Source organism: Nocardia elegans NBRC 108235 (assembly GCF_001612845.1).
Classification (GTDB): Bacteria; Actinomycetota; Actinomycetes; order Mycobacteriales; family Mycobacteriaceae; genus Nocardia; species Nocardia nova.
In genome coordinates this window covers 40698-63230 of sequence record NZ_BDBF01000010.1, presented here as the reverse complement: position 1 = coordinate 63230, position 22533 = coordinate 40698, and the positions used below count along the sequence as shown (strand labels likewise).

The 22533-nt window shown below is 69.3% G+C and carries 23 protein-coding genes; 6 read left to right on the top strand and 17 right to left on the bottom strand.

The window, feature by feature from the left end:
• Positions 1 to 19: 19 nt before the first annotated feature.
• The 10 genes from NE2_RS08620 to NE2_RS08575 form a co-directional block, all read right to left on the bottom strand.
• Entirely contained in the window at positions 20 to 1315 is a 1296-nt protein-coding gene (locus tag NE2_RS08620) for a ComEA family DNA-binding protein (protein WP_233429716.1), read from the bottom strand.
• A gap of 135 nt (positions 1316 to 1450) precedes the next feature.
• Complete coding sequence (locus tag NE2_RS08615) at positions 1451 to 2293, bottom strand: DegV family protein (protein ID WP_063025464.1); 843 nt, start codon at positions 2291 to 2293, stop codon at positions 1451 to 1453.
• 17 nt (positions 2294 to 2310) lie between these two features.
• Entirely contained in the window at positions 2311 to 3066 is a 756-nt protein-coding gene (octT, locus tag NE2_RS08610; RefSeq protein WP_063025561.1) for a diglucosylglycerate octanoyltransferase, read from the bottom strand.
• A 493-nt stretch (positions 3067 to 3559) separates the two neighbouring features.
• Complete coding sequence (locus NE2_RS08605; RefSeq protein ID WP_030512815.1) at positions 3560 to 4201, bottom strand: histidine phosphatase family protein; 642 nt, start codon at positions 4199 to 4201, stop codon at positions 3560 to 3562.
• A 131-nt stretch (positions 4202 to 4332) separates the two neighbouring features.
• Positions 4333 to 4737: a ribosome silencing factor gene (gene rsfS, locus NE2_RS08600; protein WP_030512814.1), complete on the bottom strand. Its 405-nt coding sequence runs from the start codon at positions 4735 to 4737 to the stop codon at positions 4333 to 4335.
• Complete coding sequence (gene nadD, locus NE2_RS08595) at positions 4734 to 5375, bottom strand: nicotinate-nucleotide adenylyltransferase (protein ID WP_030512813.1); 642 nt, start codon at positions 5373 to 5375, stop codon at positions 4734 to 4736. Before nadD ends, rsfS begins: the two co-directional genes overlap by 4 nt.
• A gap of 67 nt (positions 5376 to 5442) precedes the next feature.
• Positions 5443 to 6234 carry a hypothetical protein gene (locus NE2_RS08590; RefSeq protein WP_063025463.1) on the bottom strand — a complete coding sequence of 264 codons (792 nt, stop codon included), beginning with the start codon at positions 6232 to 6234 and terminating at the stop codon, positions 5443 to 5445.
• Positions 6235 to 6320: 86 nt separating this feature from the next.
• Positions 6321 to 7766 (bottom strand): vWA domain-containing protein, encoded by a 1446-nt coding sequence (locus NE2_RS08585; RefSeq protein WP_106958613.1) that lies wholly within the window; start codon positions 7764 to 7766, stop codon positions 6321 to 6323.
• A gap of 48 nt (positions 7767 to 7814) precedes the next feature.
• Positions 7815 to 8708: an AAA family ATPase gene (locus NE2_RS08580; RefSeq protein WP_030512810.1), complete on the bottom strand. Its 894-nt coding sequence runs from the start codon at positions 8706 to 8708 to the stop codon at positions 7815 to 7817.
• Positions 8709 to 8866: 158 nt separating this feature from the next.
• Complete coding sequence (locus NE2_RS08575; protein ID WP_063025462.1) at positions 8867 to 10135, bottom strand: glutamate-5-semialdehyde dehydrogenase; 1269 nt, start codon at positions 10133 to 10135, stop codon at positions 8867 to 8869.
• A gap of 92 nt (positions 10136 to 10227) precedes the next feature.
• Here NE2_RS08575 and NE2_RS08570 point away from each other — a divergent pair, with 92 nt between their 5' ends.
• The 3 genes from NE2_RS08570 to NE2_RS08560 all read left to right on the top strand — a co-directional run bounded on the left by NE2_RS08570 (position 10228) and on the right by NE2_RS08560 (position 13281).
• Positions 10228 to 11820 (top strand): MFS transporter, encoded by a 1593-nt coding sequence (locus NE2_RS08570; protein WP_063025460.1) that lies wholly within the window; start codon positions 10228 to 10230, stop codon positions 11818 to 11820.
• Positions 11821 to 11902: 82 nt separating this feature from the next.
• Entirely contained in the window at positions 11903 to 12361 is a 459-nt protein-coding gene (locus NE2_RS08565; RefSeq protein ID WP_063025458.1) for an SRPBCC family protein, read from the top strand.
• Positions 12362 to 12411: 50 nt separating this feature from the next.
• Positions 12412 to 13281: a ribokinase gene (locus NE2_RS08560; RefSeq protein WP_063025456.1), complete on the top strand. Its 870-nt coding sequence runs from the start codon at positions 12412 to 12414 to the stop codon at positions 13279 to 13281.
• Here NE2_RS08560 and NE2_RS08555 read toward each other — a convergent pair.
• Positions 13256 to 13819, bottom strand: coding sequence for a TetR/AcrR family transcriptional regulator (locus NE2_RS08555; RefSeq protein WP_063025559.1), 564 nt, complete (start codon positions 13817 to 13819; stop codon positions 13256 to 13258). The two genes, NE2_RS08560 and NE2_RS08555, sit on opposite strands and share 26 nt — an antisense overlap.
• Positions 13820 to 13948: 129 nt before the next feature.
• On the opposite strand from NE2_RS08555, the gene NE2_RS08550 reads away from it, so the two are divergent.
• Positions 13949 to 15652, top strand: a complete 1704-nt coding sequence (locus tag NE2_RS08550; RefSeq protein WP_063025454.1) for a nitroreductase family deazaflavin-dependent oxidoreductase — start codon at positions 13949 to 13951, stop codon at positions 15650 to 15652.
• 60 nt (positions 15653 to 15712) lie between these two features.
• On the opposite strand, the gene NE2_RS08545 is transcribed toward NE2_RS08550, so the two are convergent.
• The 5 genes from NE2_RS08545 to NE2_RS08525 all read right to left on the bottom strand — a co-directional run bounded on the left by NE2_RS08545 (position 15713) and on the right by NE2_RS08525 (position 20043).
• Positions 15713 to 16591, bottom strand: a complete 879-nt coding sequence (locus NE2_RS08545; protein WP_063025452.1) for a VOC family protein — start codon at positions 16589 to 16591, stop codon at positions 15713 to 15715.
• Positions 16592 to 16613: 22 nt separating this feature from the next.
• The gene (locus tag NE2_RS08540; protein ID WP_084493895.1) at positions 16614 to 17765 is read right to left on the bottom strand and encodes a ferredoxin--NADP reductase; all 1152 of its coding nucleotides are present in this window, start codon (positions 17763 to 17765) and stop codon (positions 16614 to 16616) included.
• A gap of 51 nt (positions 17766 to 17816) precedes the next feature.
• Positions 17817 to 18026 carry a hypothetical protein gene (locus tag NE2_RS08535; protein WP_233429715.1) on the bottom strand — a complete coding sequence of 70 codons (210 nt, stop codon included), beginning with the start codon at positions 18024 to 18026 and terminating at the stop codon, positions 17817 to 17819.
• 47 nt (positions 18027 to 18073) lie between these two features.
• A complete protein-coding gene (locus NE2_RS08530; RefSeq protein WP_063025448.1) occupies positions 18074 to 19216 on the bottom strand; it encodes a 3-ketosteroid-9-alpha-monooxygenase, oxygenase component in 1143 nt (380 codons plus the stop codon).
• 326 nt (positions 19217 to 19542) lie between these two features.
• Positions 19543 to 20043 (bottom strand): flavin reductase family protein, encoded by a 501-nt coding sequence (locus NE2_RS08525; protein ID WP_106958614.1) that lies wholly within the window; start codon positions 20041 to 20043, stop codon positions 19543 to 19545.
• Positions 20044 to 20276: 233 nt separating this feature from the next.
• Here NE2_RS08525 and NE2_RS08520 point away from each other — a divergent pair, with 233 nt between their 5' ends.
• Positions 20277 to 21119, top strand: a complete 843-nt coding sequence (locus tag NE2_RS08520; RefSeq protein ID WP_036522673.1) for an IclR family transcriptional regulator — start codon at positions 20277 to 20279, stop codon at positions 21117 to 21119.
• Positions 21120 to 21157: 38 nt separating this feature from the next.
• A complete protein-coding gene (locus NE2_RS08515) occupies positions 21158 to 21784 on the top strand; it encodes a PadR family transcriptional regulator (protein WP_063025444.1) in 627 nt (208 codons plus the stop codon).
• Positions 21785 to 21822: 38 nt separating this feature from the next.
• Here NE2_RS08515 and NE2_RS08510 read toward each other — a convergent pair whose 3' ends face one another.
• Complete coding sequence (locus NE2_RS08510) at positions 21823 to 22485, bottom strand: class I SAM-dependent methyltransferase (protein ID WP_063025442.1); 663 nt, start codon at positions 22483 to 22485, stop codon at positions 21823 to 21825.
• Positions 22486 to 22533 lie beyond the last annotated feature (48 nt).

Here is a 22533-nt window from a genome sequence, read left to right as displayed (position 1 = left end):
CCGTTCGATCCGCCGCGGTTCACAGGGTGACCTGATCGCGGAGACGGTTGAGCTTGGCGGGACCGATGCCGGTGACTTCGGCGAGCTGGTCGATGCTGGTGAAGCGGCCGTGCTGAGTGCGCCAGCCGATGATGGCCGCGGCGGTGGTGGGCCCCACCCCGGTGAGAGAGTCGAGATCCTGTTCCGTCGCCGTGTTGAGGTTGACCTTGTGTCCTGGTGGCGCGACGGCGCCCGATGTCGAGGCCGGATGCGGTCCCCCCGGAACGACCACACTGCCGAGGCGCGGGCCGCTCGCGGGAGCGGGCGCGCCGACGACGATCTGGTCTCCGTCGGCGAGCCGCTGGGCGAGATTCAGCCCCGCGAGGTCCGCACCGTCCCGCGCGACGGCCGCCGCGACGGCGTCGGCGACCCGCGTTCCCGGTGCGAGATGCAACAGTCCCGGATGTTCGACCAAACCGATGACGCTGACCACCAGATCGCCGCCGGGAGCCGACGACGGCGTCGCCCGGCTCGGCGGATCCGATCGCACGGCCAGTCCGGGGCCATCCGCCGGTGCGGGGACCGCCGAGGTTTCGGCAGCCGTATGCACGGCCGGTAGCGGCGCCACCGGCGCTGCCACCGGATCGTCTCGATGCGCGGCGGCCGCCGCCACGATTACCGCCGCCACGCCGGCACCGGCCAGCACCCACACTCCTTTGCGCCCGGGATCCACGCGAACTCCCCGGAATCGCTCCGGAACCAGCCGCTGCCAGATCGTCACTGATCCCACCGGTTCGCTGAGCCACTGCGGAATTCGCGGACTCTCCGGCGCCTCGGAAAAGGTCACCGCCGCGCCAGTCGCCGCGGGACCTTCGTCCCCGTCCCGGCCGTCACCGTCGCGTCGGTCGAGGGCTCCCGCACTACCAGGACGCGCCGCGGCATCGTCGCGACTCTGCCGGATACGGCTGGGCGAATGCGGCCGCTTCGGCCATGTCCCGCCGTGTACGCCGACCCGCCCACCGGCGGCATCCTCGTCCAGGCCGACGTCCACACCCGGTCGCGTTGCGACCATGGTTCGGCCGCCGTCGGAGCCGCTCACCGGTTCGGCGGGCGGACCCGATTCGCTACCGCGCGGGCCGAAATCCCGGCTCCCAGAGGGACCGCCCGAGGGGGCACGGCGCTGTTCGGGCGAGTCCGCGGGTGATCGGGCGAGGTCCCACAGCCCGTCGTGGGTCGGGTCACCCGGGCCGGGGGCCAGGGTGCCGAGCGTTGCCGGCCTGGGTGATACGTCGTGCAGTCGCTGCCGCAGTAGGGTCCGATCCTCGTGTCGCGCCATGACGGTGACCGTATGTGCGCGGCGGGCCGTGACTCGGTGCGCGAACTGGGGTTTCGGAATGTCTGGGGACAGCGTCCGAGCTGTGGACAACCCCCGGTGCGGGGGCGGAACTCGTCGGCCGGCGGTGGTAGGCGCTCAGCCGCAGCCGCCGGGGACCACCAGGACGCCGACCGCTCCGGTGCCCACGTGCACGCCGAGTGTCGGGCCGAATTCGGCGGTCATGAGCTCCCGCATACCGGGAATGAGTTCGCCGAGCTGTCCGGCGATCGTGGCCGCCGCCGCGGCGGCACCGAGATGCTGAACCGCCACCGCCGCCCCGTCGTCACCGGCCGCATCGACCGCTGCCGCAACGAGTTTCGCGAAGGCTTTGGATCGCGTCCGCGCCTTTTCCCGCAGCTCCAGTTTGCCGTCGACGATCTGCAGTATCGGCTTGGTCACCAGTTCGGTGCCGAAGAACATGGCCGCGGTGCTGAGCCGCCCGCCGCGACGCAGCTGCTCGGTCCGATTGACGACGATGAACGTGCGAGATCGCCCGGCGGCGGCGACCGCGGTGTCGTAGACGACATCCAGCGCCGCACCCGACTTCGCGCGACGGGCCGCGGCGAGTACGGGCAGCCCCGTGCCCAGGCCCGCGCTCAGCGAATCCACCAGTCGCACCCGAGCGGCGGCATCCATATCCTGCACGGCTTGGCGCCCGGCTTCCCAGGTCGCCGAGAGCTGACGCGAAATATGCACGGCCACAACACCGTCACCCTCGCTGAGCTCCAGGGCGCGCTCATAGGCGGCGCGCAATTCACCCGGGGAGGCGGACGAGGTCGTCACCGTGGACGCGCCGTAGTCGATCTCGCATTCGTCGACGCCCTCGGCGATCGCACGATCGTCGACCAGCACATGCAGCGGCACCACCACGATGCCCAACTCCGCTACCAGTTCGGCGGGAACGCTCGCCGCCGAATCCGTGACCACCACGACGGTCATCGGCTATCCGAACCGATTCATGCACCGGCCTCGACCGAACGCACCTCCGACAGCACCTTCACCATGGCCCGTGCCACCGCGGCATGTCCCTCCCAGCCCCAGTGGATCCCGTCCGGATTCGCCTCGCCCGAGAAGATGTCGTCGCGCACGGCTTCGCCCAGATCCACCAGCGGCACACCGGATTTCGCCGACCACTCCAGCAGCGCACGCACGGCGGGCGCACGCCCGGTGTGGACCCGGCCGTAGGCCTCGCAATCGTGCACCGAGGGCAGTACCGAGACCACCGGCAGATCCGGCCGCAACTGGGCCAGCGCATGCCGTGACTGTTCCAGGTAGTCGATGCTCACATGCGGCGGAAGCGCCACGGGGCGACCGAGTTTCGACAGCCGCGGTTGCAGCCACTGGTAGCCGGTACGCACCCGCCGGCGCAGCACCGGCGGGCGCAGATACCGGATCAATTCGCGCAGCGCCGTCGGTAGCGGCGACGGCAGCGTGTCCATCCCGCCCGTGGCCAGGACGACCGCTCCCGCGCGCGGCACCGCGGCCCACACGCGGGGATCGCCGATGAGTGCCCAATAGGCGTCGCGACAGGTCCAGCCGATGCGCGCCACCAATTCGACGTCCCAATCGAGTTCCGCGGCAACCAGATTCGGCCAGATGCGCGGATGGTCAGCGGGCAGGCCGCCTTTGGGCCCGAAGTACGACAGCGAATCCGCGATCACGACCAGCACGGGGCGCGCCGGAGCCTCGGGTGTGCCGGCCGCGTCGCCGATGCTCGGCTGCGCATCCGCGGAGACCGCGTCGTCGATTCCCGATACGGCGTCGACGGCCGCGCTCGACACGGTCCGCTCGCCGGAAGTTGCCGCGCCGGAACCGGTGTCGGACTTCCCGTGCGCATCGAGCGCCGCGTCGGCGTCATCGGCTACCGCCGCGTCGCCGGATACAGCGTGCGTAGTTGCCGCCTCGGTGGACGGCGTCGCCTCGGAACCGCCGGGCACGCTGTCTTCCCGCGCGTCCGCGGCCGGTTCCGCATTCTCCTCTGCCTCGGTGGGCACATCCGCGAGAACGGCCGGCGGACCGGTCGATCCGCCGTCGTCGTCCGCGTCCGATTCGGAAGCCGCATCGGATTCCCCGGCCGGTTCCACCGGCGCGACCGGACCGCCGAACAGCGCGTCCGGCAGCCGCCGGACGGGCCCTTCGGAGGCCTTGCGCAACAGTTCGTCGGATACCTGCCGGACCGGTTCGTCCCGGTCGTCGGAGGAGCGTTCAGAGGACATCAGGAGCTACCTTCGCCGCCGCATTCCACACATCCAGCCGCCAACCCGGCTGCTCGATGCCCGGACCGTGGCTGCTCAGCTGCACCCAGCTGGTATTGGCCAATCCGCCCAGGATCGGCCATTTGTGCTCGGGCAGCTCCAGCAGCGCGGCGGTCAGGGCCGCGATCAGCCCGCCGTGCGCGACCAGGATGATGGTACGGCCGGGCCAGTCCGCACGCTCGGCGAACAGCTCGCGAACCACCGGCAGCGCCCGCGCGCCGACCTCGAGTTTGCTCTCCCCGCCCGGCGGGGTCACGGTGGGATCCAGCCGCCACGCCTTGCGCGCACCCGGATACCGCGCATCCACCTCGAGATGGTCGAGACCTTCCCAGTCGCCGAGGCTGGTCTCCCGCAGCCGCGCATCCCGCACGACCTCGAGTCCGCTGTGTTCGGCCAGGGCGAGTGCGGTGTCGTAGGCGCGGCGCAGATCCGAGGAGACGATCGCGACGGCGTCCTGGGAAACGAGCTCGCGCGCAGCGTCTTTCGCCTGGCGCCGGCCCAACTCGCTGAGCTCGGTGTCGATCTGGCCCTGCATCCGGTCGGCGGCGTTCCATTCCGTCTGTCCGTGTCGCAGCAGGATCAGCCGGCGCACCCCCGGATACTTCGTCGCCCGCGAGCCGGCCGCCGCCGCAACGCCTTCGGCCGCGTCGCTCCCACCGGATTCGATGCCGCGCTCGCCGGCCTCTTCGGGTTCACGCGCGGTGTCGCCTTCGGGCCTGCGGTTCACGCGGGGTCCCCGCTACCACTCGCCGGAGCCTGCGCGGGAGCCGCCAGACCCGGCACCTCGACCTGCGGGCAGTCCTTCCACAACCGTTCCAGCGCATAGAAATTGCGCTCGTCGCTGTGCTGGATGTGCACCACGACGTCGACGTAGTCCAGCAGCACCCAGCGACCTTCACGAGTGCCCTCGCGGCGGACCGGCTTGTGCCCGGCGAGACGCAACTTCTCCTCGACGTTGTCGACGATCGCGTTGACCTGACGCTCGTTCGGCGCGGAGGCGATGACGAAGCAGTCGGTGATCACCAGCTGATCGGAGACATCGAGGACGACGACGTCGGTCGCCAGCTTCTCGTCGGCGGCCCGCGCGGCGACCTGCGCCATCTCCACCGCCTGTGCCGATGCCGTCATTGGCTCACCTTCCCGTTCCCTCCCGGCACGTACAGGTGCCGTTTCGATATGTACTGCACGACGCCGTCGGGAACGAGGTACCACACCGGACGCCCCTCGGCGGCGCGGCGACGGCATTCGCTCGACGAGATCGCCAGGGCCGGGATCTCGATGACGGTGACCGCATCGGCCGGCTGATTCCGCAGATGTTCCTCGAGGTGGTCGACATTCAATTCGTACCCCGGACGGCTCACCCCGACGAACTTCGCCAGCTCGAACAGTTCCGCCCAATCCTGCCATGTCAGGATGCTGGCCAGCGCGTCCGCACCCGTGATGAAGTACAGATCGGCGTCCGGATGCTGATTCTGCAGGTCACGAAGGGTGTCTACGGTGTAGGTGGCCTTCTCCCGGTCGATGTCGGCGCGACTGACCGTGAACCGCGGATTGGATGCGGTGGCGATGACCGTCATCAGATAGCGGTCCTCCGCCGGGGAGACCTGGCGTGAGGACTTCTGCCACGGCTGCCCGGTGGGTACGAAGATCACTTCATCGAGGTCGAACCGGTTGGCGACCTCACTGGCGGCAACCAGATGCCCGTGATGGATCGGATCGAACGTACCGCCCATCACGCCCAGTTTGCGCCGGCCTGTGTTTTGCACGAATGCCGAGCTTACTGGGCGGGCCCGGGCGGGGGTGGGTCTCGTCGGCGATCCGATGCTGATGAGCTCACCGCGCCCGCCGCGCCGACAGATACGCCCGCACCATCGCGGCCGGGTTGCGCGCCGCGCGCCGGGACCGGGTCGCGGCCTCGATCAGGTCGCGGTGCAGTTCGTCCCACTGGGGCCGGCCGGCGACGGCGGCCGCACCCGCTGTGTAGGCCCGCGCCGCGGCACGGTGGCGGTGGCACCGTCCCAAGCAGCGTCCGAGCTGCTCGTACAGCACCGCGATTTCTTCCGGCGGATAGGGCAGCGCATCGCAGCCGAGGGCCTCGGCGTACAGGGTGGCCGCGCGGCGGTGGTGACCGCGGCGGTAGTGGACGCGGGCGGCGAGCAGCGTGTGATGGGCAGCGTCGGCAGCGGAGATACCGGTCCAGCTCGCGGCCGCGGCGGCCGCCGCGTCCGCCAGGTCGTGCTCACGGCCCGGCTGGTTGGCGACCGCGGTCACCACCAGCGAGCACAGCCGCGCGCGTTGTTCACCGGAGAGAACGCCCGTGCCACAGTGCAGAGCCTGCAACAACATTCGTTCGGCCACGGCAGGGCTGGTGCCGAGCAGGGCGGTCGCGGTCTCGGTCAGTTCCCGTGCCCGCAGCCGGAGATCTCCCGGCGCCGGCTCGTCCGATGCGGATGCCGGGCATTCGGACGCAGCCGGTTCGGAGCCGGATCGCTCAGGATCGGGGGGCCCGCCATCGGGTAACTCGGGGGGCTCGGCATCCCGGTCGTGGGGATGTCGTTGCGCCGCAGGGGCGCTCGGCTGGTCGACGGGGATTTCGTCGGCGAACTCCCCCGATGGGCACGGCACGCGCGAATGATCGACGGCCCGCCTTGGAAAGCGCTTAACAGCCGCTGATGGTCCCGGGCAAACGGTGCGCTATCCCTCCTCGCGGCCTAGACCGGAAGCAGCCTGCTCACCACACCGGTCAGCTGGCGTGCCGACCGGCATTCGTGCATCTCGACGACCTCGGCGTAGCGGTTGGCCGCCGAATCGCCGGTGCCCCACATCTTTTCGGCCTCCGGATTCAGCCAGTGCGCGTGCTTGGCCACCTGGACGAGTTCCCGCAGCGTATTCAGCGCCGGATCGCGATAGTTGGTGCGGGCGTCGCCGAGGATCAGCAGGGAGGTACGGCTGGTCACCACATCCGGCCAGTCCGCGGCGAAACCGCGCAGTGCCGCACCGTAATCCGAATGCCCCTCGAATCCGACCACCTTCGTCTCGGTGAAGATGCGCCGGGTCACCTGATCCAGCGGTGTGACCTGATCGAAGATGTGGGTCACCTCGTCCACCTGGTCGACGAAGGCGAAGATCCGCACCCGCGAGAACTGCTCACGCAGCGAATCCACCAGCAGCATGGTGAAACTGGAGAATCCTGCGACCGATCCCGAGATATCGCACAGCAGCACCAGATCCGGGCGACCGGGCCGGGGCTTACGGGTCTGCAGCGTGATCGGCACCCCACCGGTGGACATGGATTTGCGCAGCGTCTTGCGCAGGTCGATCTCGCCGCGCCGGGACCGCCTGCGGCGGGCGGCGAGCCGGGAGGCCAGCACCCGGGCCAGCCGCTGCGAACCGCGCCGCAGTTCGGCCAGTTCGTTCTCCGAGATCCGCAGGAAGTCGGCATCCTCGGCTTGGCGCTGAACACCGTAGGTCGCCACCCGCTCGCGGCCCAGCCGCTCGGCTACGCGCCGCCGGGTCTCCGCCTCGACCGTGCCGCGAAACGCCTTGACCCGTTCCCGGGCGGCGCGGCGGGCGACCTCGGTGTCGAACTCCGAATTGTTCTGCCCGGCGGCCAATCCCGCGAGGATCTTGCTGATCAGCACCTCGGGCTGCACATCCTTCAGCGTTTGATACGCCGAGAACGACGGCCCGTTCGCCGACTGGTACTGCCCCATCTGCTCGACCATCTGCGCGGCCAGGTTCTGCAGCTGCCGGGTCTGGTCCCCGGTCGGCTCGGCGGCCAGCATCTCGGCCAGCATGCGCCGCAATTCGAACAGGTCGATTTCACCGTCGTCGCGCCGCGGGAGCTCGATGTCCTCGGCGCCCGCGCGCTCCCCCAGTGCGGCGGGGAACCACAGCTCGAACAAGCCGTCGAAGGTGGCGCGCTGGGTGGGCCGGCGCAGCAGCGCACAGGCCAGGCCCTCGCGCAGCATCTCGCGATCCATCAGATCGACCACGGTGAGCACTCGGCCGGCGTCTACCGTTTCCGACGGGCCGACCGGAATTCCCCTGGCGCGCAAGGCTTCCACGAAGCCGACCACATGCCCGGACAATCCGTGCGGCGCGGTCTCGCCGGGTTGCGGGGCACCCTGCGTCGCGGACGCGGACCCACCCCGCAGCGCCGCGGACACCAGCGCGCGGGGGGTGGTGCGCTTACCGGACACGGCTCAGGCCAATTTCAGCTCGGCCAGGGCGCGCTGATGGTCGCTCTGGTGTTTGAGCACCACGCCGAGCGTCGCGCGCACGGTCTTGTCGTCGAGATCCTTCAGTCCCAGCGCGAGCAGCGTGCGGGCCCAGTCGATGGATTCGGCGACCGACGGCAACTTCTTCAACTGCATCCCGCGCAGTACGTGCACAACCCGGACCAGCTGTGCGGCCACCGCCGGTTTCAGCTCCGGCACGCGGCTCGCGAGGATGCGGCGCTCGAGTTCCTCGTCCGGGAAGTCGATGTGCAGGTAGAGGCAGCGGCGCTTCAGCGCCTCGGACAGTTCGCGGGTCGCGTTGGAGGTGAGCACCACGAACGGGCGGCGGGTCGCGGTGATCGTGCCGAGTTCCGGGACGGTGACGGCGAAGTCGCTCAGCACCTCCAGCATCAGGCCCTCGATCTCGACATCGGCCTTGTCCGCCTCGTCGATCAGCAGCACGGTGGGGTCGGTGCGCCGGATAGCGGTCAGCAGCGGGCGCTGCAGCAGGAATTCCTCGCTGAACACATCGGCTTTGGTGTCGGCCCAGGCGTTACCCGAATCCGACCCACCGGAGGTCGCGGACTGGATGCGCAGAATCTGCTTGGCGTGGTTCCACTCGTAGAGTGCCCGCGCCTCGTCGATCCCCTCGTAGCACTGCAGGCGGACCAGTTCGGCGTCGGCGACCTGGGCCACCGCGCGCGACAGTTCGGTCTTCCCGACGCCGGCGGGTCCCTCGATCAGGAGCGGCTTGGCGAGCCGGTCGGCCAGGAACACCGAGGTGGCGGTGGCCTTGTCGGCCAGGTAGCCGGTGGTGGCCAGGCGGTCGATCACATCGTCGACCGAGGCGAAAATCGGCTCGTGCACGGTCGTCTGCACAGTTGGGCCCTCCTTCGGGAACAGCGCAGCCCACTGCAGGTATGCACCGTAAAGTCCAGCTGCTCACGACGGTACACACCCGCGGGCCGGGTTCGATACTGCGGTGCCGGCGAGACCACAGGCCCGACCGGCACCGACGGTCACGGCCGGGGACGGGTTCAGCTCGGCCGAATCTGGCCGTCGCCCCACACGATCCACTTGGTGGAGGTCAGCTCCGGCAGCGCCATCGGACCGCGGGCGTGCAGCTTCTGAGTGGAGATGCCGATCTCCGCGCCGAATCCGAACTGCTCGCCGTCGGTGAAGGCGGTGGAGGCGTTGACCATCACCGCGGCCGCGTCCACCCGAGCGGTGAACTCGCGGGCCGCCTTCAGATCGGCGGTCACGATGGCCTCGGTGTGGCCGGTGCCCCACTCGTTGATGTGGTCGACCGCGGCGTCGAGACCGTCGACGACCTTGAGCGCGATATCCAGCGACAGATATTCGTCGGCCCAATCTTCCTCCGTCGCGGGAACCAGGCCGGGCAGATCGCCGTGGATGGTGACCTGAGCCCGTTCCAGCGCGTTGATCAGGCGCGGGACCGCGGTCTCGGCGATCGCGCGATCGATGAGCACCGTCTCGGCGGTATTGCAGACGCTGGGCCGGCGGGTCTTGGAGTTCAGCAGAATCGATTCCGCCATCTCGAGATCGGCGGCGGCGTGCACGTAGACGTGGCAGTTGCCGGTGCCGGTTTCGATGGTGGGGACCCGCGCGTCGCGCACCACCGCGTTGATAAGCCCGGCGCCACCGCGCGGGATGACCACGTCCACCAGGCCGCGGGCCTGAATCAAATGAGTGACGCTCGAGCGATCCTCACTCGGCAGCAGTTGGACCGCGTCGGCCGGAAGCCCCTGGGCGACAAGGGCTTCGCGCATGACCTCGACCAGGGCGGCATTCGATCGGGCCGCCGAGGACGAGCCGCGCAGCAGGGCCGCGTTACCGGATTTCAACGCCAAGCCGAAGGCGTCGACGGTGACGTTCGGGCGGGCCTCGTAGACCATGCCGACCACGCCAAGCGGCACGCGCACCTGCCGGATCTCCAGGCCGTTGGCCAGCGTCGAACCGCGCAGCACCTCGCCGACCGGATCCGGCAGGCCGGCGACCTGACGCAACCCGGAGGCGATGCCGTCGATGCGCGGCTCGGTCAGCCGCAGGCGATCCAGCAGCGAGGCCGCGGTGCCGCCCGCCTCCGCGGTCGCGATGTCTTCGGCATTGGCGGCCAGGACGGCATCCTTCGCCGCGAGCAGCGCATCCGCCGCGGCGTGCAGGGCCGCATCCTTCTGCGCGGTCGTCAGCTGTGCCAGCGTCCGCGACGCCACCCGAGCCCGCCGCGCCGCCTCGTGCACCGCCTCGCGCACGGTATCCACTTCGCCGACAGTTCCAGCAGTCATGGTGAACAGCCTACTGACCGGGACGCGGACGCCGCCGCCGGATAACCGCCGAACGCCCGCTGTCCGTCGGTGCCCGCCGCTACCGTGTCCTCATGGTCGCCACCATCCGGTTGTCGTCGGGTTCGGGTCGCTGGGTTCTGCTGGCCACGGTGCTGGGCTCGGGAATGGCGATGCTGGACGCGACCGTGGTCAATGTGGCCCTCCCCCGCATCGGCGAGGAATTCGGCGCCTCGATGGCGGGGCTGCAGTGGACGGTCAACGCCTACACGCTCACGCTGGCCGGGCTGATTCTGCTCGGCGGCTCACTGGGTGACCGATTCGGACGGCGGCGGATCTTCGTCGTCGGCGTGGTGTGGTTCGCGCTGGCCTCGGCGATCTGCGGTGCGGCACAGGGTATTCCGATGCTCATCGCCGCCCGCGCACTGCAGGGCGTGGGTGGCGCGCTGCTCACGCCCGGCTCACTGGCGATCATCCAGGCCTCGTTCGCGAAATCGGATCGCGCCCGCGCGGTGGGCGCGTGGTCCGGGCTCGGCGGGGTCGCCGGCGCGATCGGTCCGTTCCTGGGCGGATGGCTGGTCGGCGCGGCCGGATGGCGCTGGGTGTTCCTGCTGAACATTCCGCTGGCCGCGGTGGTGGTGCTGGTCGCGGTGCGGCATGTGCCGGAGACCTACGGTTCCGGCGCGTCCGACGGCTCGGCGACCACCCGCCCGGCTCCCGAATCCGGCGGCCCGGCACGTGAGGGCTTCGACGTGCTGGGAGCCTTCCTCGCGGCACTGTGCCTGGCAGGCATCACCTACGCACTGACCATGGCACCCGAACACGGGAGCAGCCGGGCGGCCGTGCTGGCGACGGCGGTGATCGGCGTGCTCGCCGGGGTGGCCTTCGTCGTCGTCGAGCGGCGGCGCTCGGCGGGGCACGACGCGCCCGGACACCACGGGCCGCCGCCGATGCTGCCGGTCGAGATCTTCGCCTCGCGGCAGTTCAGCGCGATCAACGCGGTCACCTTCGTGATGTACGGCGCGATGGGTGTGGTGTTCTTCCTGCTGGTGCTCACCCTGCAGGTGGTGGCCGGTTTCAGTCCGATGGCGGCCGGGACCGCGATGCTGCCCGCCACCGTGCTGATGCTGTTGTTCTCCGCCCGCTCGGGCGATCTGGCTCAGCGGATCGGACCGCGCATCCCGATCACCGCGGGTGTGCTGCTGGCCGCCGCCGGGATGTTGCTGATGATGCGGATCGGCACCGACGCCTCCTACGTCGCCGATGTGCTGCCCGCCGCCCTGGTGTTCGGCCTCGGACTCACCCTGGCCGTCGCACCGCTGACCGCGACCGTGCTGGCGACGGCCGACGAACGGCACGCGGGGGTGGCCAGCGGCGTCAACAATGCCGTCGCCCGAGCGGCCGGATTGCTTGCGGTAGCGGCTGTCCCGCCGCTCACCGGACTCACCGGTGCTGCCTACACCGATCCCGCCGCCTTCGAGCGCGGGTTCCACGAGGCCATGCTCATCTGCGCGATCGTGATGGCCGCGGCCGCGGCACTGACCGTGGTCACCGTCCGCGACGACGCGCTCGAGAGCGCTGGTCCCGAGGCCACGCCGCAATGCAAGGTCAACTGCCCGGTCGCGGGGCCACCCCTGGAGCCCCGGCATGCAGAATCCACGTCCGGCCCGGTCGAGAACCAGGAGTGAGCCGCACGCACGGAACAGCCTGTGTCCGAACGCCCTTCGCGGCCGCGTTGTCGGCGATGCCCGCGGATGATTCGATGGTGTCATGGCAGATATCGACAGGGTGGTGTCGGCGGAGCGTGAGGTCGCCGCGCCGGCCGGGCACATCTTCGAATTGATCGCCGATCCGGCGCAGCAGCCGCGATGGGACGGGAACGACAATCTCGACCGGGCGGAGATCGGGCAGCGCGTGCGGAGCGTGGGTGATGTCTTCGCGATGACACTCATCAACGGGAGTGTGCGCGAGAACCACGTGGTGGAGTTCGAGGAGGGACGCCGGATCGCCTGGCTGCCCGCGGAATCCGGGCAGCGGCCGCCGGGACATCTGTGGCGCTGGGAGCTCGAACCCGTCGACGAGAGCCGGACCCTGGTGCGGCACACCTACGACTGGACGCGGCTGACCGACGAGGTCCGGCTGCCCAGGGCCCGGGCGACGACCTCGGACAAACTACTCGGGTCGCTCGACCGGCTGGCCGCGGTGGCGACGGCGGCCGACCACGCCTGACGGCGGCGACGTTCGAACCCGCGCCCGCCGCGGCGGGTTACGGTGCGTGCATGGCACGGATCGCAGTGGTCGGCAGTATCAACATGGATCTGGTGACCCGCACGCCGCGGCGGCCGCGGCCCGGTGAGACCGTCCTCGGCACCGCCTTCGATACGGTGCCCGGCGGAAAGGGCGCGAACCAGGCGATCGCCGCTCGGCGTGCGGGCGCGGCGGTCGATTTCGTCGGCGCGGTCGGAACCGACGTCTTCGGCGTCGAGTTGCGAAAAGTGCTCGAGGACAACGAGATCGGGACCGCCGGACTGCGCACCGTCGAGGGGGCCAGCGGGACCGCCACCATCGTGGTCGACGACGCCGGCGAGAATACGATCATCGTGGTCGGCGGAGCCAATGCGGAGCTGTCCGGGCTCACCGACGGTGATCGCGCCCTCGTCGCCGAGGCGGATATTCTCCTGTGCCAGCTGGAAATTCCGGTGGAGACCGTGCTCGGCGCCGCCCGCTGCGCCCGTGAGCACGGCACTCTCGTTCTGCTCAATCCGTCCCCGGCGCGGTCACTGCCACCGCAGCTGTGGGAGGCGGTCGACATCGCGGTGGTCAACGAGGGCGAAGCGGCGCGATTGGATTCGGAACTCCGGGCGGTCCCGCATGTGCTGACCACCCGCGGCGGCGACGGCGCGCGCTATCGCGGACCCGACGGTGAGTTCTCTCATCCGAGCGTGCGGGTCGAGGTGGTCGACACCACCGGCGCCGGGGACACGTTCACCGGCGCATTGGCCGCACACTGGCACGAGGGCCCCGCGACCGCTCTGGCGTGGGCCTGCACCGCCGGCGCCCTGGCCACCACCGTCGTCGGCGCCTCCGCGTCCATTCCCACCGCCGCGGCGATAGAGCGGGCACTCACTTCGCGGTATGGCGCGCGATGAGTTCCGACATCTGGGCGCCCACCCGTTCCAGGGGCGCCATCGAGCGGGTCGCCACTGAGAGGATCACCGCCCCCTCCAGCGCTGCCACGACCGTGGTGGCCAGCGATATCGCCAGATCGGGCTCGACGTCCTCGGTTTCGAGGCGTTCGGCGAGGATGGTCTCCCATTCGGTGAAGGTCGCACCGGCGGCGTCGGCCGCTTCGGGCGCTTCCGACCGGCCCAGCGCGGCCGCGACGATCGGGCAGCCGGCGGTGAAGTCGCTCGCCGCGAGCTTCTCGCGCCACAGCGCCGGGAAGGCGCCGACACACGATGCCACGTCCGCCCCCGCGGTGATCGTGCGCAGCAACGCGCTGTAGGTGGCACCGGCCGCGCGGGTCGCCTCCGCGATCAGTTCCGATTTACCACCGGGGAAGTTGAGGTACACCGAGCGACGCGAGATGCCGCTGTGGTCGAGCAGCTGCGCGATGCCGGTGCCGGCCACACCGTTGCTGCGCATCAGATCCACGGCGCTGTCGATGAGCCGGTCGCGGGCTCCCATGATGCGACCCCTTTCCTCGTGCACCCTGCACGGTCCAGCCTACCGTTGCCCTATACCGATCGGTGTACTACTGTGCCGACTATACCGATCGGTATACCTCATTTCCGATCCGCGCCCTGGAGGATAGGCATGACCGGACTGCACGACCCACTCCCCCTGCCCTGTGGCCAGGTACTGCCCAACCGGATCATGAAATCGGCGCTCAGCGAGGGGCTCGGCACCGCGGCACATGCTCCCGACGACCGGCTGGTCCGGCTGTATCGCCGCTGGGGAGCGGGCGGCTACGGCCTGATCGTCACCGGCAATGTGATGATCGACCGCACCCAGCTCGGCGAGCCGGGCAATGTGGTTATCGACGACGATCGCGATCTCGCCGCGCTGACGCGCTGGGCGAAGGCCGCCAAGGACGGCGGCACCCCGATCTGGATGCAGCTGAATCATCCCGGCCGCCAAGCGAATCCGCTGGCCACCCGGCAACGGCCGGTGGCGCCCTCGGCGATCGCGTCGGGAGTGCCGGGCCTGCCCACGCCGCGGGCGCTCACCGAAACCGAGATCCACGACCTGATCCGGCGCTTCGCCGACGCGGCGCGGATCGCGGAATCGGCCGGCTTCGACGGGGTGCAGATTCACGGCGCCCACGGCTACCTGGTGTCTCAGTTCCTCTCCCCGCTGGCCAATCAGCGCACCGACGACTGGGGCGGTGACGGGCAGCGCCGCGCCCGCTTTCTGCTCGAGGTGGTCGGTGCGATTCGCGCGGCGGTCCAGCCGGGCTTCGCGGTGGCCGTCAAGCTGAATTCGGCGGATTTCCAGCGCGGCGGTTTCACCGAGGAGGAATCGCGGGAGGTGGTCCGGCAGTTGGCCCGGCAGCCGCTGGACCTGATCGAAATCAGCGGCGGCAGTTACGAATCCCCGGCGATGATGGGCAGGTCCCGCGCGGCGGCGAGTACCCGAGCGCGGGAGGCCTACTTCCTGGAGTACGCGGAGACCGTGCGGCAGGTCGCGGCCGCGGTGCCGCTGGCGGTCACCGGCGGGTTCCGCAGCCGGACGGCGATGGGCGGGGCGGTCGACTCCGGCGCCTGCGATGTGGTCGGACTCGGCCGCCCCACCACGGTGTACCCGGCCGCTGCCGCCGACCTGCTCACCGGCGGGACCGAAATCCTTCGGCCACCGTCGATTTCGCTCGGCCTGCGCGGCCGGATCGCTCGCATCGGTGCGTTGCGCGCGGTCGACGGCGCCCTGGATCTGCAATGGCACACCGATCAGCTGCATCGCCTCGGCGCCGGGCTGGATCCGGATCCGGCCCGGTCACCGTGGTCGACCGCGATAACCATGCTGCGCCGCAACGGACTGGACGCTTTCCGATCCCGGCGCACGACAGCCGGCACCGACCGGAAGTCGACGAAATTCCGGATCGAACGCGCCGTCGGCCGCTATCTGGTCAATCCCGGATTCGCCGCACTGGACCGGGTGGGTGTGCGGTCCACCTTCGCGACCGAACTGGAGACCATCGGCCGCAAATCCGGTCAGCCGCGCCGGGTTCCGGTATCGGTGCTGTTCGACGACGACGGCGCATGGATCATCTGCCAGCACGGCATGCGGTCGGGCTGGGGCAACAATGTGCGCGCCAATCCTTCGGTGCGCCTGCGGCACAACGGAACCTGGCGCGCGGCCACGGCGGAGTTGCGCCCGGACGACGACGTGGTCGCCCGGGCCCGCGCCTTCGCCCCGCACCCGGCGCTCGCACCGCTGACCGCCGCCGGATTCGCCGCCTTGCAGACCGATCCGATCTCGGTGCGGGTCACGTTCACCGACGTGCAGGAACCAGACCTGTAACTACTGTGGTCGCCGGTTCACCTCACCGCGTGCCGGCCGCCACACGGTGGTGACGGCCGCTCAGCCGCGCGCCCATTCGTGGCCCCAGTAGCTGTCGGCCGTCATCTCCTCCGCGACATAGTCCTCGCCCACGAGCATTCCCTCGCAACCGAATTCGAGGTCCCAGCCGCCCGGGGTGCGGACGTAGAAGGAGATCATCTTGTCGTTGGTGTGGCGGCCGAGGGTCGAGGACAGGTGATAGCCCGCCTTCGTCACCCGGTCGAGGGCCCGGCCGACATCGTCGAGCGCGTCGACCTCGACCATCACGTGCACGATCCCCGGACCGTCGCCACGTCCGCCCGGAATCAGCGCCAGGCTGTGGTGGCGGGGATTGACACCCATGAACCGGATCCAGATCGGATGTTCGGGAGGACCCACCCGGAACGAACCGCGCGAGGCGAAGTCCAGTACCTCGGTGTAGAACTGCCGCGCGGCCTCGATATCGGGCACCGGCAGGACAACGTGGCCGAGACCGAGATCGCCGGAGACGAAACGGTTTCCGTACTTGCCGACCACCGGGCTGTGATCGAGCAGAGGTCCGTGGAAGACCTCGACGGTGAATCCGGCCGGATCGATGAAGCTGATCGCCTCCTCGACGTGGCGCGCGGCGGATTCGGCAAGGGTGAGTTCGGTGACCTCGACACCGGCCGCGGTGAGCGTTTCGCGCACCAGCATCAGCGAGCGCCGGTCGGCGACCTGCCAGCCGACGGCGATCACCTCGTCGCGATCGCCCGGTACCAGCTCCAGGCGGTAGGTGTGCTCGTCGGTACGCAGATAGACCGACTCCGGATTCGGGCCCGACCCTTCGGCGAATCCGATGATGTCGAAGGCGAATTCACGCCACGCGGCGACATCGGCGATCCGCGCTCGGACATAACCGAGCGAGCTGACGGCGGCCATTTTCTCTCCTCGAAGAATGGGTTCAGGAATAGCTGATCGAAACGTCGTCGGTGACCGGTACCGCCTGACAGGCGAGCACGTAGCCCTCGGCGAGATCCTCCTCCTCGAGAACCTCGTTGCGGCGCATGGACACCTCGCCGGACACCACCCGGCACACACACGCACTGCACGCGCCTTCGCGGCACGAATACGGCGCCTCGAGTCCCGCTGCCAGCAAGGTATCCAACAAGACCTGGCGTCGCGGCCATGCCACCCGGTGATGCTCGCCGTCGAGGTCGACCTCGACGTTCGCCGAGTCGGCGAGGTCGGCGTCGTCGCTCGCAGGGGGTGCGGCCTCGAACGGATTGCCGGTCAGGGAAACGAACTTCTCCATGTGCACGCGCCGCCGGTCGGCGCCGTGCGCGGCCATCGCGGCGGCGACGGCGTCCATGAACGGCTCCGGACCGCAGACGAACGTCTCGCGATCGGCCCAGTGCCGCACCAGCGCGGACAATTGCGGCACACTCGGCAGGCCCTGCACCGATTCCAGCCAGTGCAGCACCTGCAGCCGATCCGGATGGGCGCCCGCGAGTTCCGCGAGTTCCGCGGCGAAGATGACCGACGATTCGTCGCGATTGGCGTACACGAGGGTGCAGTGGCCGCTGCCCTGCGCGAGCACCGATTTCAGGATCGACAACACCGGGGTGATGCCGCTGCCGCCGGCGAACAGCAGCAGATCGGCGTCCAGCGAGGCCGGGGTGAACAGTCCGGCGGGCGGCAGCACCTGCAGGGTGTCACCGGCGACGGCGTTGTCGCACAACCAATTCGACGCATATCCGGCCGCCGTGCGTTTGACGGTGACCTTCAGCGGTCCACCCTCGTGCGGTGCGCTCGACAGCGAGTAGCACCGGCTCACCGAACCGGTCAGCTCACTGGGGATGCGCACAGTGAGGAATTGCCCGGGCCGATAGCCGAACCGCTCGGCGTGTTCGGGCTGCGGCGCCAATTCGAGCGATACCGCGTCCGCGGTTTCGCGCACCACACGGACGATCTCGACGACGACCGGATCGGCCGGCGACCCGGCGGCCGCCACGACGCCGTCCGCGGATTCGCCGCCGGTTGCCGAGCGACGAGGGCCGGCGTCCTCGCGCGACGTACGCGGCTCACGCACGTCGAGTTCGATCGCGGTATCCATCGAGCACCACCACATCCATTCCTGTGCCGTTCATCCAGCTTCCTGCCCCTGTCATGCCACCGTCCGGCCGCGGGTGCGCACATCGACATCGCGGGTACTCACGCTCAACCGGCCCGACTGCACCGCCGCGTCGATGCTCTCGCGCAGGGCGGTGCAGGTGTGCGCATGCGTGCCCGGCTGCGACAATTCGGTGCATACGCGCATCGCCGACCGGCTCCACTGCACGCTCGTGTGCTGCGGGCTGAATTTCTCCACCAGCACGCACGTTCCGCAGGATCGGCACGAAACCTCGTCCATCGCGATAACTCTCAGCCCGCCACGGCCTGCTCGGCCCGCTTGGCGAGGTTCTCGGCGACCTCCGCCTCCCAGGCGGTGACCGCGCGGGTGGTGTCCACCTCGAATTCGAAGCGCGCGGTCATCTCCTCCGAGATGTCGGCGACGTCGGTGTAGAACTGCTCGTACCAGCGGCGCAGCTGATAGACCGGTCCGTCCTCCTCGCACAGCAGCGGATTGTTGATGCGCGACTTGCGCTTCCAGATCGCCGCGTCCTGTTCGAACCCCTTGCCGAGACCGCCGACGAAGGAGGCCGCGATCTGCTCGGCCCGCTCCGGCGAGACGCCCTGCGGCTTCTTCGCGATGGCCCCGTACTGCAGCACGAACCGGTTCTCGGTGATCGGGTAATGGCAGTTGATCAGATAGCCCTCGACCGAGAGATCCGCGCTGTCGCTGCGCAGGTAGTCGATCATGTAGGAGGGCCCGTAGTAGGACGCCTCCGAATGCAGAGTGTTCTTGCCGCCCAATGCCTTCGCCGTCTCGCCCATCATGTCCTCGCGCGAGATGGAGGTCATGTACTGACTGGCGATGTGGCCCTCGAAAACGTTCTTGAAGAATGTCGGGAAGCCGTAGTGCACGTAGAAGAAGTGCGCCATGTCGACCACGTTGTCGACCACTTCGCGGCAGTTGGCATCGACGATCATCGAGTTCCAGGTCCAGTCGGTCCATTCGTCGTCGAAGGCGGCGTCGATGCGCGGGATGGTGATGTCCGCGGGCGGCTGCTTGCCCTCCGGATCGTTCCAGACGAACAGCTGCTTGTTCTGCTCCAGCGTCGGCCACGCCTTGGTGCGCGCCAGCGGAGGCACCCGGCGCGCGTACGGGATTCCGGTGCATTTGCCCTTGCCGTTCCACCGCCAGTCGTGGAAGGGGCAGGCCAGCGAATCGCCCTTGACGGTGCCGTCGGCGAGATTGCCGCCCATATGCGGACAGTAGGCGTTGAGGACGCTGAGCGTGCCGTCCTCGCCGGCGAACACGACCAGTTCGGTACCGAAGGCGGCGACGGTGTGCGGCTTGCCGTCGCGGAAGGAGTCCGCCAGGCCCAGGCAGTGCCAGCCGCGGGCGAACCGGGTCGGCGGTGCGCCGGCGTCGATGACCCGCACTTCGCTGTCGCTGTTCATGATTCCTCCGTCTCGAATGCGATCGGCCTCGATTGCGATCGGCCTCGACTACCCGCCGGCCGAACCCGCCCCGGGTGATGACTCGATGCTCGCCATCGGGACGGGGGCCCGGCACGCGTAGTCCCACTGGCCGGGAGATCCGCTCCGGCCATCGGCAGTGACGGGACGCCCCGGCGGTGCGGGCGGGTACGCACCGGGCTCGTCACCACCGGCATGCCCGCGGAACCGCGTCGGTGCCCGTCCAGACGCTCGCGTCAGTGCCCATGCAGACGCTCGCGTCAGTGCCCATGCAGACGCTCGCGTCAGTGCCCATGCAGACGCTCGCGTCAGTGCCCGTGCAGACGTTCGAACGAGGAGCGGTAGAACAGCAGCGGCGCCTGTTCGGAATGTTCGGCCAGTGCGGTGACTCGCGCGATCACGATGGTGTGGTCGCCACCGTCCACCTCGCGATCCAGTTCACAGTCGATACTGGCCAGCGCACCGCTCAACCGCGGCGACCCGTTTCCGGACACCTCCCAGTCCACGCCGGCGAATTTGTCGGTGCCGCTGCGGGCCAGCGCGCGGCAGATGTCGGCTTGATCGTGGGCGAGAATGTTGACGCAGAATCGTCCTACCTCGCGGATGCGCGGCCACGACGTCGAGGTCCGCGCGGGGAAGAAGCAGACCCGGGGCGGATCGAGGGACAGCGACGAGAACGACTGGCAGCTGAACCCGATCGGCTGGTCGCCGGTCAGGGCGGTGATCACCGTGACCCCGGAGCAGAACCTGCTCAGCACGGATTTGAAGGTCGCCTCCGATATCTCGTCCACCTGTACTACCGGCTCCACGGCCACTCCTTGTTTCGGACAGACATATAGCTGTAAGTCATGACACCAGGTCGGCCCCGGGACCCGTCAACGGCCAGGTCCAGTGAACGGGAGAGATTTCGGTAGCACTTACGTAGTTCCACCGATTCGCGACCGGTGTGGTGGCAGCCACTGTGATAGGTGACACAAATGCCGAAACCGAACATGCCTAGTCGAAATACTTCTAGCCTGCATATGAGCCAACGGAGGTACATATGACCGTCACCGTGCTGCCCTCCGCGGAACGCACCACCACGGCCGCGCATCACGCGACGACGGGCGCCAGGGCTCATCGAGCCGGCGCGCCGATTCCGGTGTCGATGATCGAGCGAATGACGCTGATCCTGGACGCCTTCGACGCGAACACCCCGACTCTGACACTGCTGGAACTGGTCGAGCGGACCGGACTTCCGCGCTCGACGGTCCACCGCATCCTGGATCAGATGATCCGGCTGCGCTGGCTGGCGCATTCCGCCGGCGGCTACCGCCTCGGCATGCGCACGCTCGAACTGGGCGGACTCACCGCGGACCACAACGAGATTCGCGATGCGGTGAGTCCGCTGCTGCACGAACTGTCGCAGCGGACGGGCATGGTGGGCCATCTGGCGGTGCTCGACGGTCGCGAGGTCGTCTACCTGGACAAGGCCGGCGGCCGGTTCGCCGCGGCGCTGCCCACCCGGCTCGGGGGCCGGATGCCCGCGCACGCAACGGCTTTGGGCAAGTCGATGCTTGCGGCGCTGGAACCCACCATCGCCGAGGCCGCGTTCCGCGGCCGGCTGCCCCGGCTCACTCCGCGCACCCTGGCCGAACCCGATGCGCTGCATCGCGAACTCGGTCAGATCCGGTTGCGCCAAGGCGTGGCGATCGACCGCGAGGAGGCCATGGTCGGCATCGCGTGTGTGGCCGCGCCGCTGCGTGGCCGCGGCGCCCCACCGGCCGCGCTCTCGCTCTCGGGACGAGCCGAGGCGATGAGTTACGACCGGCTGGCCCGGGTGGTCCTCGAGGTCGTGCACGAGGCCGGGCGAGCGCTGTTCCCGCACCGCACCCGCTGGCGCTGATTTCGGATCCGCATATGACTGGGCGGTATAGTTCGGCGATGACATCTGGCACCGATCTGCCGACCACTTCGTGGGCCGTGCTCGGGATGCTTTCACATGCGGACGAATTGTCCGGCTACGACCTGAAGAAGTGGGCGGACTGGAGTTTGCAGTTCTTCTACTGGAGTCCGTCGTTCAGCCAGATCTACGCCGAACTCAAACGCCTCGAGAAGCACGGGTACGTCACGTCGCGCACCGTGACCTCCGAGGACGGTGTGCGCGGCAAGCGGATGTACGCGATCACCCCGAGCGGCCGGGATGCCGTGGCGCACTGGGTCAATCATTCACCGGTGGAAGCGCCGGTGCTGAAACACAGTGTGCTGCTGCGGGCCTGGCTCGGTCATCTGGCCGAGCCGGAGCGGCTGCGCGAAATCCTCACCGCGCATATCGATTACGCGGAGAAGATGCGCCGCCGCGCCGCCGCGGACGCCGAGGGGTCCGACGCCAACCCGGATTGGGCCTTTCCCAGTGCCGTGTTGCGGTGGTGCATCCGCCACTACGAGGCGGAGCGCCAACTGGCCGAGGATCTGCTCGACGACCTGGAGGCGTTGAACAAGCGCGGGCGGCTGCCCCGCAATCGCGAGGCGCCGCTCGCACCGCCGAAGTCGAAGTCTCGTCCCCGATAGCCGCACGGCGGGACGCCCGGTACATACCGGGTCCGTCGCTACACTCGCCGGATCCGGGCCAACCAGGCGGCGGTGTCCACGGTCCCGTTCTCGGCGACGTTCAGCCCGGCGACCTGATCGGCGACCACCGGGGTGACCCGGCCGCGATAGGACGTGGGGCGCAGATCCTCCAAATCCCAACCGGTATCGAAGGATTCACGCAGCATCCGATCGCTGATGCGGGGCCCGAAACCCGGGTCGGCGTCGGACAGCGCCAGGACGTGCACCAGACCGCCCGGAGCGCACAGGGTGCGCAGCGACCGGACGTAGGCGGCGCGGGTGCCGGGATCCTCGCGGAAGATGTGGAACAGGGCGCTGTCGACGATCGTGTCGAAGACGCCGAGTTCGGCGGCCGCTTCGGGATCGGCGCCGAGGCGGACGGCGTCGGCCACCCGGAAGCGCGCCGCGGGCACCCCCTTCGCGGCGGCGTTGCGCCTCGCGTACTCGACGGCGCTCGGCGACAGGTCGATACCCAGCACGTCGTAGCCCAGGGCGGTGAGGGCGATGGTGTGCTCCCCCGCACCCGTTCCGACGTCGAGCACCCGCCCCCGGATCAACCCCTCGCGTTCCACCTCCACGATCGCCGGCTGCGGCTCACCGATCACCCAGGGAGCGGTGTCGTCGTCGTAGACGGTGTTCCAGAACTCTGCGGCCTGTGTCATGCACCCAGCGTGCATCCTCAACCGCACTCGAGGTCAACGCCGACGCCG

Bases quoted from the DNA above. Each gene is read 5' to 3' on its own strand.
- NE2_RS08620 (WP_233429716.1), bottom strand. From the start codon at position 1,315: ATGGCGCGACACGAGGATCGGACCCTACTGCGGCAGCGACTGCACGAC.
- NE2_RS08615 (WP_063025464.1), bottom strand. From the start codon at position 2,293: ATGACCGTCGTGGTGGTCACGGATTCGGCGGCGAGCGTTCCCGCCGAA.
- rsfS (WP_030512814.1), bottom strand. From the start codon at position 4,737: ATGACGGCATCGGCACAGGCGGTGGAGATGGCGCAGGTCGCCGCGCGG.
- NE2_RS08575 (WP_063025462.1), bottom strand. From the start codon at position 10,135: ATGACTGCTGGAACTGTCGGCGAAGTGGATACCGTGCGCGAGGCGGTG.
- NE2_RS08570 (WP_063025460.1), top strand. From the start codon at position 10,228: ATGGTCGCCACCATCCGGTTGTCGTCGGGTTCGGGTCGCTGGGTTCTG.
- NE2_RS08565 (WP_063025458.1), top strand. From the start codon at position 11,903: ATGGCAGATATCGACAGGGTGGTGTCGGCGGAGCGTGAGGTCGCCGCG.
- NE2_RS08560 (WP_063025456.1), top strand. From the start codon at position 12,412: ATGGCACGGATCGCAGTGGTCGGCAGTATCAACATGGATCTGGTGACC.
- NE2_RS08555 (WP_063025559.1), bottom strand. From the start codon at position 13,819: ATGGGAGCCCGCGACCGGCTCATCGACAGCGCCGTGGATCTGATGCGC.
- NE2_RS08550 (WP_063025454.1), top strand. From the start codon at position 13,949: ATGACCGGACTGCACGACCCACTCCCCCTGCCCTGTGGCCAGGTACTG.
- NE2_RS08545 (WP_063025452.1), bottom strand. From the start codon at position 16,591: ATGGCCGCCGTCAGCTCGCTCGGTTATGTCCGAGCGCGGATCGCCGAT.
- NE2_RS08540 (WP_084493895.1), bottom strand. From the start codon at position 17,765: ATGGATACCGCGATCGAACTCGACGTGCGTGAGCCGCGTACGTCGCGC.
- NE2_RS08530 (WP_063025448.1), bottom strand. From the start codon at position 19,216: ATGAACAGCGACAGCGAAGTGCGGGTCATCGACGCCGGCGCACCGCCG.
- NE2_RS08520 (WP_036522673.1), top strand. From the start codon at position 20,277: ATGACCGTCACCGTGCTGCCCTCCGCGGAACGCACCACCACGGCCGCG.
- NE2_RS08515 (WP_063025444.1), top strand. From the start codon at position 21,158: ATGACATCTGGCACCGATCTGCCGACCACTTCGTGGGCCGTGCTCGGG.
- NE2_RS08510 (WP_063025442.1), bottom strand. From the start codon at position 22,485: ATGACACAGGCCGCAGAGTTCTGGAACACCGTCTACGACGACGACACC.